The sequence below is a fragment of the bacterium genome, from assembly GCA_013360215.1.
In the GTDB taxonomy this organism is placed as follows: Bacteria; CLD3; CLD3; order SB21; family SB21; genus JABWCP01.
The window spans coordinates 1-16,971 of record JABWCP010000042.1 but is presented as its reverse complement, the minus strand read 5'-3'; the positions used below and the strand labels follow the sequence as shown (position 1 = coordinate 16,971).

At 43.3% G+C, this 16,971-nt stretch carries 12 protein-coding genes; 6 read left to right on the top strand and 6 right to left on the bottom strand.

Annotation, left to right across the window (positions count from 1 at the left end; translation table 11 throughout):
* The 4 genes from HUU58_15475 to HUU58_15460 all read left to right on the top strand — a co-directional run.
* Positions 1-870: phosphoglycerate mutase (locus HUU58_15475; protein NUN47074.1), on the top strand; the 870-nt coding region annotated here is incomplete at its 5' end.
* Positions 871-890: 20 nt separating this feature from the next.
* Positions 891-1,811: a CHAD domain-containing protein gene (locus HUU58_15470; GenBank protein ID NUN47073.1), complete on the top strand. Its 921-nt coding sequence runs from the start codon at positions 891-893 to the stop codon at positions 1,809-1,811.
* Between the two features lie 3 nt (positions 1,812-1,814).
* Entirely contained in the window at positions 1,815-2,312 is a 498-nt protein-coding gene (gene sixA, locus HUU58_15465; GenBank protein NUN47072.1) for a phosphohistidine phosphatase SixA, read from the top strand.
* Positions 2,312-3,901, top strand: coding sequence for a Ppx/GppA family phosphatase (locus tag HUU58_15460; protein ID NUN47071.1), 1,590 nt, complete (start codon positions 2,312-2,314; stop codon positions 3,899-3,901). Before sixA ends, HUU58_15460 begins: the two co-directional genes overlap by 1 nt.
* Before the next feature lie 9 nt (positions 3,902-3,910).
* Here HUU58_15460 and HUU58_15455 read toward each other — a convergent pair whose 3' ends face one another.
* From HUU58_15455 to HUU58_15435, 5 genes are all read right to left on the bottom strand, one after another.
* The gene (locus HUU58_15455; protein NUN47070.1) at positions 3,911-5,221 is read right to left on the bottom strand and encodes a hypothetical protein; all 1,311 of its coding nucleotides are present in this window, start codon (positions 5,219-5,221) and stop codon (positions 3,911-3,913) included.
* A gap of 86 nt (positions 5,222-5,307) precedes the next feature.
* The gene (locus tag HUU58_15450) at positions 5,308-6,702 is read right to left on the bottom strand and encodes a hypothetical protein (GenBank protein ID NUN47069.1); all 1,395 of its coding nucleotides are present in this window, start codon (positions 6,700-6,702) and stop codon (positions 5,308-5,310) included.
* A 31-nt stretch (positions 6,703-6,733) separates the two neighbouring features.
* Entirely contained in the window at positions 6,734-8,080 is a 1,347-nt protein-coding gene (locus HUU58_15445; GenBank protein ID NUN47068.1) for an outer membrane protein transport protein, read from the bottom strand.
* 166 nt (positions 8,081-8,246) lie between these two features.
* Positions 8,247-10,832 carry a SpoIIE family protein phosphatase gene (locus HUU58_15440; GenBank protein ID NUN47067.1) on the bottom strand — a complete coding sequence of 862 codons (2,586 nt, stop codon included), beginning with the start codon at positions 10,830-10,832 and terminating at the stop codon, positions 8,247-8,249.
* 6 nt (positions 10,833-10,838) lie between these two features.
* Complete coding sequence (locus tag HUU58_15435) at positions 10,839-12,797, bottom strand: PorV/PorQ family protein (protein ID NUN47066.1); 1,959 nt, start codon at positions 12,795-12,797, stop codon at positions 10,839-10,841.
* Between the two features lie 164 nt (positions 12,798-12,961).
* Here HUU58_15435 and HUU58_15430 point away from each other — a divergent pair, with 164 nt between their 5' ends.
* The gene (locus tag HUU58_15430) at positions 12,962-14,098 is read left to right on the top strand and encodes a DUF2130 domain-containing protein (protein NUN47065.1); all 1,137 of its coding nucleotides are present in this window, start codon (positions 12,962-12,964) and stop codon (positions 14,096-14,098) included.
* A 14-nt stretch (positions 14,099-14,112) separates the two neighbouring features.
* On the top strand, positions 14,113-15,402 hold the full coding sequence (hflX, locus tag HUU58_15425) for a GTPase HflX (GenBank protein NUN47064.1): 1,290 nt from the start codon (positions 14,113-14,115) through the stop codon (positions 15,400-15,402).
* A gap of 13 nt (positions 15,403-15,415) precedes the next feature.
* Here the strand turns inward: hflX and HUU58_15420 are convergent, their stop codons facing one another.
* A complete protein-coding gene (locus HUU58_15420) occupies positions 15,416-16,675 on the bottom strand; it encodes a SpoIIE family protein phosphatase (GenBank protein NUN47063.1) in 1,260 nt (419 codons plus the stop codon).
* Positions 16,676-16,971: the final 296 nt, after the last annotated feature.

Below are 16,971 nucleotides of genomic sequence, written 5' to 3'. Positions count from 1 at the left end.
ATGGATGCGAAAGGATTGCTTACCGATCGGCGCGCAGGTCGTATCCCCTCGGAAGAATGCGAACGTCTTTGTGCGATGCTGAGTGCCAAGATTAAAAAAATTGATGACGTCAAAGTGATCATTAAACCGGGCGAACAATACCGTTTTGTTGTCGTATTTCGCGGTAAACGTCTGCACGGCAATATACTTGATACCGACCCACAAGTAACCGGAGCCAAACCGCTGAAAGCCGTTCCCCAAGATAAAGCGTCAGCACGTATGTCAAAAATAGCTGATAAATTTATAGCCGCAGCAAATAAAATCCTAAAGGATGAAGCCAAGGCCAATACGCTACTCATGCGCGGATTTTCGGGTATGCCGCATGTACCTTCGATGTCCGAACGTTTTGGTTTGTCACCGGCGTGTATTGCCAGTTTTCCTCTTTATCGTGGTGTTGCCAGTGTCGTGGGTATGGAAATATTACCAACGGGTATGGATATAGCTGATGAATTTCAAACACTGAAAGAAAATTGGGATAAACACGATTTTTTCTTTATTCATATAAAAAAAACCGATAGCTACGGCGAAGACGGAAATTCTGAAGGAAAGATGCATATCATGGAAGAAGTAGATAAGCACATTCCGATGTTGCGCGAACTCGGTCCTGCCGTAATTATGGTAACGGGAGATCATTCGACACCCCCGCCGATGAAAAGCCATAGTTGGCATCCGGTTCCATTTTTACTTCATTCGGACGTATGTAGTTTTGATGATGCAAATGCTTTTACAGAAACCGAATGCTCAAAAGGTCAATTGGGTAATTTTCCCTCATATTATATCATGGAATTAGCATTAGCCAATGCAGGAAAATTGAAGAAGTTTGGCGCGTAACCTATAGAAATAAAATTACTATGGAAGCTTCGTGGTATATCCCGGATTTGCTTCCGACAATGGGCGCATCTGAAGCGATGCAGCGAATCATGCGTCATCGCTGGATTTCATGGAAATCTTTATACGATGCTGTCAAAGAAAATCAGAGTGCAGAGCAGATACATGACTTTAGAGTAGCCTCGCGACGATTACGTCAAGCGATGGCCTGCCTTGTATTTTACTCTTCTTCGACTGCGAAACTGAAACATCACAATCATGCGATCAAAACATTAGCTGATCACGCCGGGGAAGTGCGCGATAGTGATATTATGTTGCATAAGATTCAGATTCTTAAATCCAAGCACTCCAAAATACAATCTGCGAATTGGGATTATATAGAGAATCAAATTGAAACCAAACGTTTGAGATCATTACAGCAATTTCAAAATACAATACAGAAAACGGATTTAGATATAGACATATCATGGGTTTTTTCAGAAAGCGAAACTAAAAACGATCCCATAGGAGTAACCGCTGTGGACTTAGCGGTTCAGTGGATAAAAGAAAGAAGTGAAGCGTTGTGGATTGCTGAATCTGATTGTGGCGATCCACTGTCATCCAGAGCGCTCCATGTTTTTCGAATTGAAACCAAAAGGTTACGTTATTCGGTCGAAATGTGGAGCGGAATACTGGGCGGCAACATATCTCAGACGATAAAAATTTTAAAAAAACTACAAGATTATCTCGGACTAATTCACGATTGCGATACGATAATAAAGACACTTAGAAAGTCCGCGCAAATTTATAAGACAGAAAATGAAATACACAACGTAACGATAATCAAAACGATACACTATGTAGTACGGGAACGTATTTCGATTACCCATCGGTTTTATTCGTATTGGAATAGTAATATGCGCCGTGTTCTGCAAAAACAAATTAAACACTTTGTCATGGAGTAAGTTATGGATGTATTTTTAATGAGACACGGTTTTGCTGAAGATGTAGGCGGGAAGATTAAAACCGATTTTGACCGACCATTGACCGGTGAGGGTGTCAAATTGGTGCAAGCAGAAGCACGCGGCCTCAAAAGACTAGATATACGTTTTAATGTTATTATGAGCAGTCCTTTGGTACGTGCCAAACAAACGGCAGAGGCTGTTGCCGAAGTATTGGGGCACAAAAAGGTAGTCGTATGTGATGGTTTGGCAATACCCGCGTCAACAGCCGAGCTTATGCAGGCATTCAAACCGTTTCAAATGGATTACAGCGTTTTACTTGTGGGCCACATGCCGGATGTCGGAAGATTAGCCGGTTTTTTTATGGGAGTACCGAGGTTAGCTATTCCTTTTAAGAAAGGTGCAATCTGTAAAATCGAGGTGGAACGTATCCATCCATCGCCGAGCGGTGAAATACGCTGGTTTATGACACCGCGTCAACTCAAGTTTATCGGAGAGTCCTGATGGCACGTGTCGTTTCGCAACTTAAAAAAATGATATTCACTGAGCGGAATTCCAAAAAGCATATTGCTGCGATTGATATTGGTACTAATTCATTTCATCTCATAGTTGTTGAGCTATTGGGTAACGGGAAGTATCGTATCGTTGACAGGGAAAAAGAAAATGTACGTTTGGGCAGTGGCAGCTCCGACATGAAAATGATTGCCCCGGATGCGATAGAAAGGGGCGTTACGGCATTAAAGCGTTTTTCTGAAATTGCTAAAGTATACAAAGCACCAATACGTGCTGTAGCAACCAGTGCCGTACGCGAAGCGCTCAATCAGGCGCATTTTGTAAAAAAAATAAAAGATGCAACCGGCATAAATATTGAAGTTGTTTCCGGCAATGAAGAGGCACGGTTGATTTATCTAGGGGTGCTGCAGGCATTACCGGTTTTTAACCACAAAATTATTGCAATGGACATCGGTGGCGGCAGTGTCGAATATATCGTTGGAGTCCGAGGGGAAGCGCAATATCTGAACAGTCTTAAGATCGGATGTATTCGTTTAACACAGCGGTTTTTCGATAAAGGTGTTATCAAGCCTAAAAAAATACAGGAATGCCGAGAATATATTCGCGGATTTGTAAGCGCCGTAGCACGGGAAGTACGCGATCGCAAAATCGAGTTTGCAGTTGGCAGTTCGGGTACAATTCTCAATTTAGCCAATATGATTAGAGCTAATAGAAGCGGGATTTCATCGGATGCCCAGCTGAATAATTTTTCTTTTACCAAAAAAGAACTGGATCGTGTAGTTCAGAATATCTTAAAAGCAAAAACGGTAGCGCAGCGAATAAAAATCATCGGGCTAGATATTAAAAGAGCAGACATTATTGTGGCCGGTGCTTTGGTTTTACAGGAATCATTTGATTTACTTAAGATCAAACAAATGGTCGTTTCCGAATACGCGCTGAGAGAGGGTATTATCCATGATTACATAAACAGCCGCACGAATACGGGTGGGCATCACCCCTTATCAAACATTCGCTATCGTAGTGTCATACATCTGGCTGAAAATTTTCACTACGATGCGGAACATGCACATCAGGTAACCCGATTGGCACTTAGTATTTTTGATCAGACTGTTAAAATACACAAACTGGGTAGCACGGAACGGGAATTCCTTGAATTTGCGGCGATCATGCACGAGGTCGGGTTTTTTGTCTCACACGCACAGCATCATCGCCATTCGTATTATCTTATTCGAAATGCGGAGTTAGCGGGATTTACCGATCAGGAAAAAGAAGTTATAGCCAATATAGCGAGGTACCATCGCAAGAGCCATCCCAAACCCAAGCATGACGGTTTTGTTAATCTTTCAATCGAGAATCAGCGTTTAGTATGCAAATTGGCGGGTATATTGCGTATTGCTGACGGATTGGATAGGACGCACAGTCAAAGCATCACGTCGCTAAGGTGCAAAATTCAACCTAAACATATTTTGATCAAAGCGCACTGTAAATCGTCGGGAACACTGGAACAATGGGCAGTTAATATGAAAAAAGGATTGTTTGAAGAATCGTTAGGGCGCTCTGTTACTGTGCGTATCAATTAGCAGGCATCTTTATTCGTCGTCGTCCGTGATCAGTTTCTCAGTTTGATTAGTCTCTTTTCGTGAAAGCTCAAGTTTTTTGGCCGCTTCAAAGCGTGCATAAAATTCCTGTAAGTATTGATTGGCTATCGCACGATCACGTATGACCAAAAAGTTATCATCATTGGCTTCATTGGCATTCTTACTGAAATTGAATGAACCCGTAATTACGACGGGAACATCTGACGTATCTGGCGACTCGGCGTCTATTATCAGATATTTATGATGCAATTGACGATCTTCGTATGCTAAGTACGCTTCAGCCTTTTTTTTCCAAACGGCGCGCGCCGATGTATCACCGATCATTGACTTATATAAACTCCAATTTCCTTTCCCCAGCGATTTATCAAATACAGCTTTTACATTGACGCCGCGTTCCTCGGCCTTTTCCTTTATTGCCTCATCAACATCGATTTTAGTACTAAACGAAAACGAACATATTTTGATGTCATGTTGCGCTTCACGGGTCACTATATCCGCAATCATTTCCAGGTAGTTAGGACGCGTTTTATACTTATTCATAGGCGCCAAATAAACAGAGATTTTTCCGCCAAAAATAGAAGGATCTGTTTTTAAAGCAGCTTTGTATTGATGAAATGCGGCTTTCGTCGTATCCGGTTGTTCCGTATCGGAGCCCCACATGTTTTCGAATTCTTCAGTATAAATTTGTGTGGCTTTCGCGCTTTGAATTTGGACAACATTTTGCATGGAAACCATGCCGGTAATGGTAAAATTATACGAACCGGTCAAAACCACATCGTCGGTCGTATCAGCACTTAGATAATCGGCTACTACAAATTTATTGTGCATCTGTGCCGTACGTGCTTTGTAGAGATTTTTTTTGGATTTTACGATGGGCCAGCCCGCATCAGTCATCCAAGGAACCTGATACCGATAGCTAAGTAAAGTGCGCACATATTTCCACAGTTCTTCGTTATTGTGCGGAGCGGCCTCATCATCCATGATAATGCGCACGCGCACACCGCGCTCGCGGGCTTTACATAACGCCACCACGATATTAAGACTATTCAGTTCATATGCAGCCACATCCAGGCTTGCCTTAGCATTATTGATAATATCAATAACCCGTTGTTCAAGGTTCTCCCGGTCATTGCTGATATTTCCTGGAATGCTCTTTGCATAATTGGCTGTACCATTAAAAAAAACAAAAACCTTGCCGCCCAAAGAAGGGGTAGGGTTGGTATTATAGCGAATTTGACCCTGTGCCAAAGAAAAATGGATCGCAAAGATTGAAACTACAAATTTAGCGCTTCTATTAAACATGAAACAAAATATTCAATCAGCACATGATACACAAATAAAAAACCCCGTTTCATTTGAAACGGGGTTTTAACGTCAAATTAGATGTATTATTTAATGTTCATGTAATCTGTGATTCTAACCAAGGGTATTTCACTATTGAATTTGTTATTTATTTCCAATATCCATTTGTTTGCAACAACGGCATATCCCAGTGTAGACGGGTGAACTCCGTCAAGACTGAAAAGCCCGCCAGATAAAAATGACGCACCGGCTTTGGTACCATTCGGGAGAGTATATCCATCCGTTTTTATTTGGCTAAAATATGATTTGAAGTCCACGACAGCAATACCTTTAGCGTCGGCAACCGTAGAAATAATAGTATTATAACCATCAATAATACCTGCAATGTTGGTTGCCTCTTCATTGGTTATCGTGTAACGTCCTTGAATGCGGGCACTTGCGTGTAGCCCATATGGGAGTCCGGTAAAACCAGGAACATTAGTTTTACCTAAAAGACTACTGACCGGAAGCAGCATGTATTTGATACTATCATCGGCACCCGTAAGATCTTCTTCGAAAAAAAGACCGGATTTTGCACCGGTTAATGCGTTGGTAACAAGATAAATTGAATCGTTAACTGCAAAAATACTGGTTGAGGGGAACACAGTTGTAAAGTAAGGTATATCCGTGACATAAGGTATATTACCGACGATTACATCAGCACCGGTTGCTGCAAGGCTGTCAATGGCGGCAGTATACATCGTAGTAAAATTGAACGGAATACCCATCGCACCAGCTTCGGTCGAATTGCGAGGTGTATACGGCGGAGCGCCTTGGGTAGGGCCTGGGATTTTATGCACTCCGGCACCACGTGTTGCATAACCGAGAATATCATTGTGTCCTTCCCACCAAATCACAAAACTGGGGTTTAATGATTTTACTTGTTGGAATTGAGTTCCGCTATTTCTCAAAATTGCATCAAATAATGTATTCGGGCTGGATAAAATGAGTCCACCCCAACCGTTTCCTGAGGCCGTAGTATTCAAAAAATCATATACGAAAGCACCTGGTACGGCCATGTTGTCATAAGATCTGGTCAAATTCGTATTTACAAAAGGTGCTGTAATTGCGGTTGCCGAGCTGGCAATGGGGCCTGTCGGAGAGTAGTTTAAAATTAGGATTCCCGAGGTTCCTGAGTCGGAAGCGAGAGGTTGTTCAAATTCTGAGCCTTTGTAACCCCCGTTTTCTATCCCCAATTGACGTGAAATCATAGCCGGATAGCTATTTACCTGAAAATTCCCGGCTAAACCGCCACTTTGGTATCCTGCTGTTAAGCTATTTCCGGCAACAACAAGTTTTGAAAAGTCAGCAGTTCCGCTTGTTGTAATTCTTGGAAGATCGCGGCTTGCCGTTGTGGGATAATCCAAGGAACAACCAGCTGAGATTAAAACCATGAGCAGGCTGACCACGCTCATTAGTTTTATATTAAGTTTTGTATTCATTGCTATACTCCAGTCTTTCTATTCTATATTATTATTTTCCAAAAGTGTATCCAAAACCAATCGAGAAAAGGTTGACATGCGAGTTATATACTCCATCGTATCCGTCAACGTTTTTTCCTTTGGTGCTTCGTTCACTAAAAACTACGGCCATGTATGCCGCATCTACATGTATGGATTCAGTTATTTTGTAGCCAACACCGATTGAAAAATCGTTACGATCTGCATCGGGAAGGAGTGGATTTACAGTTTCAGTAGGGGCAGGAGTTTTATCGAAAATATAACCGAATCGTGCTTGCAAACGCTCATTTACATCATATTCACCACCGACGCGGATCTGCCATGTATTCTTATATTTTTCTTCCAATGTTGACGTTGTTCCGCCATTTTGCTCGGGAAATTCAATCACGACCTCCTTAAACACGCTCCACCCGGCATAAACAAAATCAGTTTCGATTGAAAAATTTTCCATCGGTTTAAATGCAGCTCCAACCACCAAAGAACTCGGGAATGTAAGTTCCGTGTTTCCTTTTTGGTACATACTGCCAAATGCTGGATTAGCAAAATTAGAAGCTACGGTGGCATCCAAAGCTGCAATATCTGTTTTGATTTGACGGAAACGTCCGTGTCCTTCATATTCATTTTTTACGGAGTGTTTGTAGTCCACACCGAAAGATAGTTGTTCGTTCATTTTTGCATAAGCAGATACGTGGAAGCCAAAAGAGGCCTTATCCTCGCCCTTCAGATACACATCTGCAACATCATACATTTTAGCTTCAACACCGTTGAAAAAGAGTACGCCTTGGTGACGGCGGAGTGCGACTCGAGAATAAACGAAATCAACACCTGCTCCGATGCCGAACATATTGTTTACTTTGTATGAAAAAGTAGGGCTCACATATACAGCTTCGACATTACTTAGTAGTGAACGAAAACGGCCGCTGTATGTATTACCTGGATTTTTCCATTCCGTTCCGAGTCCAAAAGGAGTGGTTATAGCTAAGCCAGCTGCCATATTTTCATTAATTTGATAAACAGCGTAAGCGTAAAAAGGAGGAAACCACTTTTCTTTTGCTTCTTCGCGAACCCCTAGTCCTGGGTTTTCATCAAGGCCCGTGAATTTAGAAAGAGACTGTACCGGGGTTAAACCGGCATAAAAACGATATGTTCCGGGCGCGCCACCATAAAATGCTAAACCGGCGGGATTGTAAAACGCAGCTGAAGCGTCCCATGGGCGGGCTACTACAGCACCGCCTTGGGCTGTGGCACGACCGCCTTGTTCATAAATCGAAAAACCGCCGGCATAAACCTCCGATAAGGTGGCTAACACCAGAGCAGCCGCACTGAACGCCCGGATACGTGTGTTCCAAAGGGATTTCATTGGGATCCTCCTGAATTTCCTTGTTATTGGAAAGTGAATGTGATTGAAAAAATCTAAAAGACCTGAAAAAGAATGGATTACGGGACAAGTATATTATATAAAGGAATACTAACGAAACAGTGAAAATTAGTCAATACAATTTTATGTTTTCTAAAACATACATTGTTTACGCTTCAGCCGGTTCCGTTTTCTTCTCAGACTCAATGGCTTGTTGCCGCTGTTGCATGATCCGATCAACGATGGAGTTCGCGTTAGATCCGTCATTCTTGATGACTTCACCCTCCATGGTAAGAAGTGGTGTGCCGGGCATTTTGAAACGCTTCGTTTTTGCTTTTTGACTGACAAAAGCCTGACGTTTTTCTTCCGTGTTGAGACGCAGGCGAACTAATTCATCGTAGATGCGTTTTTCGGGTATTGTTGTAAAACTATATTCCTCTGAATTGAGTGTGTTGCTGATCATTTTAGGGCCAAATTCAGGGTGTTTACGTATGACATCAAAAATTTTAGCGCGCTGTTCGATACTAAAATGTTTAGCCTCGATATTCGAGCCCTCCGATTTATTTCGGAGTCCCGCTTCACCGAGTTCATCATATTTTTTCTTATACTTATAATAAGTTGAAGTAGATATACGTGTCTTTGCGCAGGCTTCTTTCACACTCATACCTTCAGCTACCATGTCAATCAATTGTTTACGCAAGTTGAAAAGCACATCACCGGCGGCTAAATTTTCTTTGATTGCAACGAGCGTAATATCGTCGCTTTGTGGAGCCCCTTGCGTAAACTCATTAAGATCGTTCCGCATATTTTCGACAAAAGCTTTGGCATCCAAATGTGCATGTCGGCGGATCGTCTCAAGAAAACGTTCTTCGCTGTACAAATCCCGCTCGTGGTTCATTGCTTCCGTAATACCGTCTGTATAAGCAATGAGAATATCATCCTCTTGTAACTTAATACTGTCCGTCTGGATAGATTGACCAAAAAGCTTTCGATCGGGAAGCGAGATGCCCACCGGAAAACCGCGCGGATTGAGGTAGTATGTTTGTTTGGTCGAAACCCTGTGAAGAATCATGGGATTATGACCGGCACTGGCATAGTGAATTTCACGGTTACGTGAATCAAGAACGATATAAAACATCGTGACGAACATGCCCTTTTTCATATCATCCACGACAAACTCATTGACGCGAGCCAGTACATCAGCGGGGTTTTTGTTCCCGCGGGCTTCGAGCCGCAATGCAGTACGAATCATCGTCATAACGAGCGAACCCGGAACACCTTTACCGGATACGTCGGCAACTACGATACCGATCGTATCATCATCTACTTTTATAAAGTCAAAAAGATCACCGCCGACCTCTTTAGCCGATTCGTAATAAGTAGAAAGGTCATAACCCTGAACTTCAGGAAATGATACCGGTAACAACATGTGCTGGATTTCTTGAGCAACCTGTATTTCTTTTTGAAGCTGCTTCTGCTGTACGAGGCCGATCTGAGCTTTGCGAAATTTGGATGCCATGTCGGAAAAAGCCTGCGCGATTTCACCGACTTCATTGGTCGTATCAATGTCAACGTCATCCGAAACGGATTCATGGCCGGCACTGCGAATCCAGTCACTTAGTTTTTGGAAGGGACTGATAATGCGAGCGAGAAGAATAGCGATACCGGTATAGCCGACAAGGAGTACAAGTAATGCCAGGACAATCCCTAAAATGCGCAAATTGGTCATTTCATTGAGAATAGTTTGTTCGCGCACCAACACGTGGGCATAGCCGAGCAAATTGTCTTGTGAAATGATATTGGAACGGTAAACCGGTGTTGCAATATCGAACGTGGGCAAGTCTTCCTGGGTATATTTATAAGTTTTTACTAATGTAAGTAGCTCAGGGTTTTCAAATTGTTGCGCAACACTATCGGGAAGTTGAGGAGAATCCGAACCGTCGAAAGATAGTGTTTCATAATTTTCAGGCATTGGATATTTACCGAGGCTATTGCGATTGGAAGCAGCAAAAATATAGTTGTTGCGGTCAACTACAAAAATGTCCACGATCATCTGTTCGTTGTCTTTTTTCAAACGCTGCGCAATCTGAAACATGGAAAGGTCGTCGTAACTGGCCATGAGATCCGCGCTTGTCGAAGCCATGGTTGCTGAAATCGCCGTGATACGTTTGAGGATTTCGTTCTCCATGTTCTTCGTCTGTATTTTTTCGTATAACACATATCCGATCAATACGAGAAGCGTGAGAGCGGCGGATGATATAATAGCATAGCGGTTACGTAAATTCACATCACGGAGCCACTTGGCTCGGCTGCCGCGTTTACCTTGCGTACGATATTTGACAAGGCGAAGTTCGTTACCTTCGGAAGTGACCTGGTAATCAATCTCATCCATCATCTTTTTGAGCATGAAAATACCAAGACCGCCCTTTTTGCCGATTTTGATATACTCAGCCATATCAGGCGCTTTGGCGTTTCGAGGGTCGAATGTTTTGCCCTGATCGATAATGATAATGGTAAGGCTGGATGTTTTTACAATCGCCCGAAGAGTGACTACGCCGCGGCCCGGGGTATCACGATACGCATGTCGAATGATATTCGTAACGGCTTCATCCGTTGCGAGGCGCAATGTGCCTATGACTTTTTCATCAAAGCCGTACTTCCGCCCGATGCCGACGACGAAGTCGCGCAGTTCGACCAGATATTTCATATCAGCCGGGCGCTTGAGTTCTTCTTTTAGTGAAGCTTTAAAAAGCATAGGAATTTATTTTTTCCGTCCTTTGGCTTCATCGCGTTGACGAATTTGATCTTCGGCTTTATCGATGGCTTTTAATACGCGTTTATTGAGCGGGTCTTTTTCTAAAATGCGCTGCCAAATCGCTATGGCCTGCTCGTATTTTCCTTCGACATACAAATCCACACCCTGCAGGTATGTTTTTTCTACATCGCCTTCAAGATTTTTGAATGTAGCGAAAGCCCTGACAATGGATTTTTTGTGGTATTCCTTGACCGTCGGATTCTGCGGGTCAACGAGCAGCGCAGCTTCAAAAGCTTCCATAGCCGCTTGATAATCACCTTTTTGATACGCATCAAGACCACTACGGGTGCTTTCCAGAAAACTAAGTCGGTTGCTTATCCGCTTGAGTTCCGTATCAATCTCACGTTGTATTTGTTGATTGGTCGGGTCAAGACTGCGCGCTTCACTCAGTAATTTTAGCGCTTCGGAGAAATTATTACCGGCCGCATTGGATCGGGCTTTAGCGATAATACTGGCAATTCGTTTATCAAGAAGACCGCGTGTTTCGTTGAGTGAACGCTGAATATCGGGATTATTGGGAGACCGCTCAAGCGCTGTTTGAAATTCGCTCAGGGCGGCTATGTAATCTCCCTTTTGTACTAATTGATATCCTTTGCGGTAGTGATCTTCGACAAATTTATTTTGTTGTTGGGAAACAGTCATTTCGCGGACACTGGTCGCCGTATCGGCTAAGCGATCCGACAATTGTTTATCCATCCTGAAACGCACCGTATCTAATAAAGATTTTGCGTTCGCATTATTGGGATCCAAGGAGACTACTTGTTCCAGCTCAACTAGTGCGGGGATAAGTTTGCCGTCTTTCAGATATTCGGTGCCGAGCGTCGAGTGTTCTTTGATCGCACGGATTTTGACTGCTTCCTGATTTTGTGCGATCATTTTTTGATCCTGATCGGCGCGAAGCGCGCGGGCAATATTTTGGCGCTCTTCGATGGTTTTACCAAAATTCATCGTAAGCGAGAGGCGATGCAGCGCTGTCCCGTATTGACTCCCGAGATTGACAGAATAATCCACTTGAAAGCGTTGAAACTGCGTAAATTCTGTGCCCATACCCACGGTCATGCGTCCGGCGTCAAAACCGCCGCGAGCTATCAGAAAACGATTAAACGAATATTCCATCCCCGCCATATATTCTATTCCGGAACGTGAACCTTTGCTCACATCCGCAAGGATAGTTAGTCGTTTGAGTTGGTCACCGCCAAAATAAATTTCTTTGGCTATACCAAAACGCAGATTGCGGGGATCGTTGTACGAAAATGTGGAAAGTTTGAAGGAGGGAGCGACTACATTTTGATAATTAAAACCGAAAGACATATTGCGTACTATTGCATTTTCAAAATCAGGTTTCCACATCAGTGCGATATCCAGACCGCTTGAAAATCCGGATTTCGAAACCGGCGCATCATTGGCATTCAGTTCGCTGGCATTGACATTGACCATTTTAAAAGTTGTACCTAGTGATAAATTCCAAAATGGTAGGCGTTTGCCATACGCGATATAGTATTCTTGTTCTGAGTATTCGCCTTGAGCTAGATTAGTCCACTCGTTATTGAGTGGGATGCCATTGACCCCGATACGTGCCATACCGACTCCGACGGAGCCAAATTCTAAAAAAGGATATGTTACGGCGGCAAAATTGAAAAAAGTACCTTCGACAAGGGTGGAATGATAGGCTACAAAATTAGGCTGTTGCAAAAAATCTAACCCGGCGGGATTCCAAAAAACGGCCGAACCGTCATTGGCGAGCCCCGTAAACGCACGACCCAAAGCCTGTGCGCGTGCGCCAACACCGGTTTCCATAAAAAGACTCTGCGTGCCACGATAGAGCGTGCCTTGCGCGCGAAGCGGCAATACACCTATCAAAGATACACCCAGACACAAAACTATACGGCGGAAATAATCCGACATGGGCAAGCGCTTTACTTGAAACGTGAAAAAACCGAAGTGTGCTATTTTCAATAAAAATACAGTTATACGTTCGAATACGCAATAGAAAAAAATGGGAAAAAATATGGTAGAAAATCTCTGCAAATCATCGTATCATGGCGGCGTTGTTTATGTAAGGAGTTATCATGAGTGAACAGATTATATGTCCCAAATGCAAGCATCAGTTTGAACTTTCAGATGCCTTTCAAAGTCGCTTTGAAGCGCAGGCCGAGCAAAAAATACGGGACGAATTTAATCAGAAATTTAAGTCCGAAATAGCCAAACGTGAAGAGAAGATTCGTCGTGATGCGACAGAGCAATGGACATTGCAGTTGGCCGATCTGCAGCAACAACTGGCCATCAAAGATAAGAACATGCAGGACGCGCGTACCCGCGAGTTGCAATTGATGAAACAGCAACGTGAGATCGAAGAACGCGAACAAAATTTGAAGTTGGAAACCGAACGTCTGATTATGGAAGAGCGTAATAAAATCCGTATCGAAGTCGAAGCGAAGGCGATCGAAGCATTTCGACTCAAAGATGCTGAGAAAGATAAACGTATTGCCGATATGATGCGTCAAGTGGACGAACTCAAACGCAAAGCCGAACAAGGTTCACAGCAATCCCAAGGAGAGGTCATGGAACTGGCTTTGGAGAATTTACTACGTGAAAAATTTCCGCTTGATGTTATCAGCGAAGTTCCCAAAGGAATTCGGGGCGCCGATGTTTTGCAGCGGGTTTATAACAGATCAGGTTTGGAGTCTGGAACCATAATATGGGAATCGAAACGTACCAAAGAATGGAGCCCATCGTGGATTCAAAAGCTCAAAGATGATATGCGTTCGGCGGGAGCCAACGTGGCCGTTTTGGTTACCCAAGCCTTGCCGAAAGAAATTAAAACGATGGGCAATCTGGACGGCGTCTGGATTACAGGGTTTGGAACAGCGGTCGAACTGGCTGAAGTTTTACGTGTGGGAATGACGGAGCTTGCGCAAACACGTATTGCGGCGGTTGGTAAAAATGAGAAAATGGAAATGTTATACAACTATCTTACGGGCAATGAGTTCCGCCAAAAGATGGAGGCCGTACTTGAGGCTTTTGTGCAAATGCGCGGCGATTTAGATCAGGAGCGCCGCAGCATGGAAAAGAACTGGCAACGCCGAGAAAAACAAATTGAACGCATGATGGTGAGCATGAGCCGAATGAATGGCGATTTAGAAGGCATCATGGGCACGGCTTTACCGGTTATTCCGGCGTTGGAATTACCTGAGGATAAATCATAAAATTTTAGGAGAATATGAATAAAACACACGATACGACACGAAAAAAAGAACGCGCATTACTTGTAGGCGTTGCACATGATCGCCAGGAAAACAGGTTAGTGGATGACTATCTTGAAGAACTTGCTTTGTTAGCGGATACCGCCGGTGTGGAAGTGGTGGCATCCGTGAAACAGCAGCTTCGGCAAATTGATCCTTCCACATATATCGGTAAAGGAAAGGTGCACGAGATCGTGCTCAAAGTGCAGGCCGAGAATATTCAGGTAGTTATATTTGATGATGATCTTTCTCCGGGCCAAACAAAAAATATCGAGCGTGAAGCGAAATGTAAAATCATAGATCGGAGCGCGTTGATTCTTGATATTTTTGCTAAGCGTGCACGCACGCGCGAATCGAAAACCCAAGTTGAATTGGCACAACTCGAATATCTGCTTCCAAGACTTTCTAAAATGTGGACTCACTTAGAACGGCAAGGCGGCGGGGTATTTACCAAAGGTCCCGGTGAAACGCAGCTCGAGACGGATCGGCGTTTGGTCGGACAACGTATTGCTGTTTTAAAAGAAGAGCTTAAAAAAATCGAACGACAACGGGAAACCCAACGGGCGGGACGCGGTGAGATCTTTCGTGTAGCTTTGGTCGGATACACCAATGTCGGTAAATCTACATTACTCAACGCACTTTCGCAGGCTGATGTGTACGTGGAGGACAGGCTTTTTGCTACGCTTGATGCTACGACGCGCAAAGTGTTTTTAGATAACGATCATTCCTGTTTGATAACAGATACGGTCGGTTTTATCAGAAAGCTGCCGCATCACTTGGTCGCTTCATTTCGCTCCACACTCGAAGAAGTACGCGAAGCAGATATTTTATTGCATGTCGTGGATTTGAGCAGTCCTATTTTTATGGAGCAAATGGAGGCGGTCGAAAAAGTATTGCGTGAATTAAATGCGCTCAAAGATGCGCGCATCGTCGTATTTAATAAAGTGGATCGTGTGAGCGATGAAGCGCTGATCACGAGTATGCGTCATCAGTTTCCCAATACCGTGTTCATATCGGCCGGTCGCCGTATCGGGTTGGATAGACTGAAACAAGCTATCAAGGACGAAATAGATCATGCGTTCACGTTGGATAAAGTTTCGTTTGATAGCGGTGATGGTAAGTTTTATGCGACCGTACACCATCTAGCGGAAGTTTTGGAAGAGACGTACACGGATTCTAAAACGACACTTCATTTCCGTGCATTAAAGGTGAATGCCGAACGTATAAAAAAACTACAATCCGAAAGAGCAGATTGGGATAAAGTGTGAGTGCGAACTGAGTTTATTGGTATTTTGCTATTAGTAATGTGATGTCATCGGCTTGTTCGGCACCGTTCACAAAAGCCATTACGTCGTTATAGATAATTTTTTTAAGGTCTTCCGCGGAAGAATGCGCGACATTTTGTACTAAATTTTCTAATCGTGCATCGTCATACATATCGTCATTAGGGGAAACAGCTTCAGTAATCCCGTCGGTGAATAAGACCAACGTATCACCTGAATGAAGATTTAACGTTTGCGCGGCATAGTCATCAAAGCCGATCATACCCAACGGGATACCTCCTTTAGTCAACTTGATCAATTGACCTTTGGTCATCAAAAGCGGAGGGTTGTGTCCTGCGTTGAGGTATTCGAGTGTGTTTTTTTGTGTATCTACTATGCCGATGAAAAAAGTTATAAATTTGTCATCGGTCGAATTTTTGAGTATGACACGATTGAGTTTGGTTACGAGCGGTGCGAGTTCAAAAGGGCTTTCCAAATAGGCGCGTAACGAAGCTTGTAGAGTGGATACGAGCAATGCGCCGGGTACACTTTTGCCGGATACATCGGCCATGACCAAAGCCACCCGTCCGTCGGGGAGAGGTACGGCATCGTAGTAATCCCCTCCAACCTGTCGACTGGGGACATTCAATCCGGCCAGATCAAGACCGGGAATGGAGGTGATTTCTTTTGGTAATATCATTCTCTGAATGGTGGCTGCAACTTCAAGCTCCTTTAGAATGCGCTGCTTTACGAGATCGGCTTCATGCAACCGCGCATTTTCGATCGCGATACATGCATCGAGTGATAAGGTGTCCAAAAATTCGATATCCGATTTTTCAAATTCACCTTCACGTTTATTGAGAATTTGGAAAACACCGATCATTCGGCCTTCTCTGTTTTTCATCGGTGTACATAACATACTGCTCGTGCGAAATCCTGATTTTTTATCAAATTCAGGGTTAAATCGGGGATCGTCATAGGCATCGGTCAGGAATATCGTTTCTCCTGTAGCTGCAACGGTTCCCGCAATACCTTTGCCGATAGGAAGTCGTATGGTCTCTTCGCCTTTGAGTACTTTGGACCACAATTCCTTTTTTTCAAAATCAATCAGATACAATGTTCCGCGTTCCGCCTGAAGATTTTGTAATGCGGTATCCAATATAATCTCAAGCAACTGGTCCAGATGAATTGTCGAATTGAGTAATTTTCCGATTTCGACGATAGCCAATAAACGCTCGGCTTCTTCCGAAACTTGTTTGAGTTTGTGAAGCAAATCCATGATATAAACCTATAAATGAATTGCAAAAATAAGCAATAATTAGTTTAATTCAACAAAATTAACATCGAGTATGATACAGAGCGAAAGAAAGTAAGAAAGATAGTTGTTTTGAATTTTTTTCGCATGAACTCAAGTCAGATTAAATTTACAAATCCTTAAAAAACAATATCAATAGTCTCGCAAAGTTGAATCAAAAAAGGGATACTGAATAAGATCATACCCCCTTTGGCTGTTGTTTTCAAGTTTGAATTTCCAGAGCAGGTCGAGATTGAATGTAGGAAGCGTAGCAATTTTCG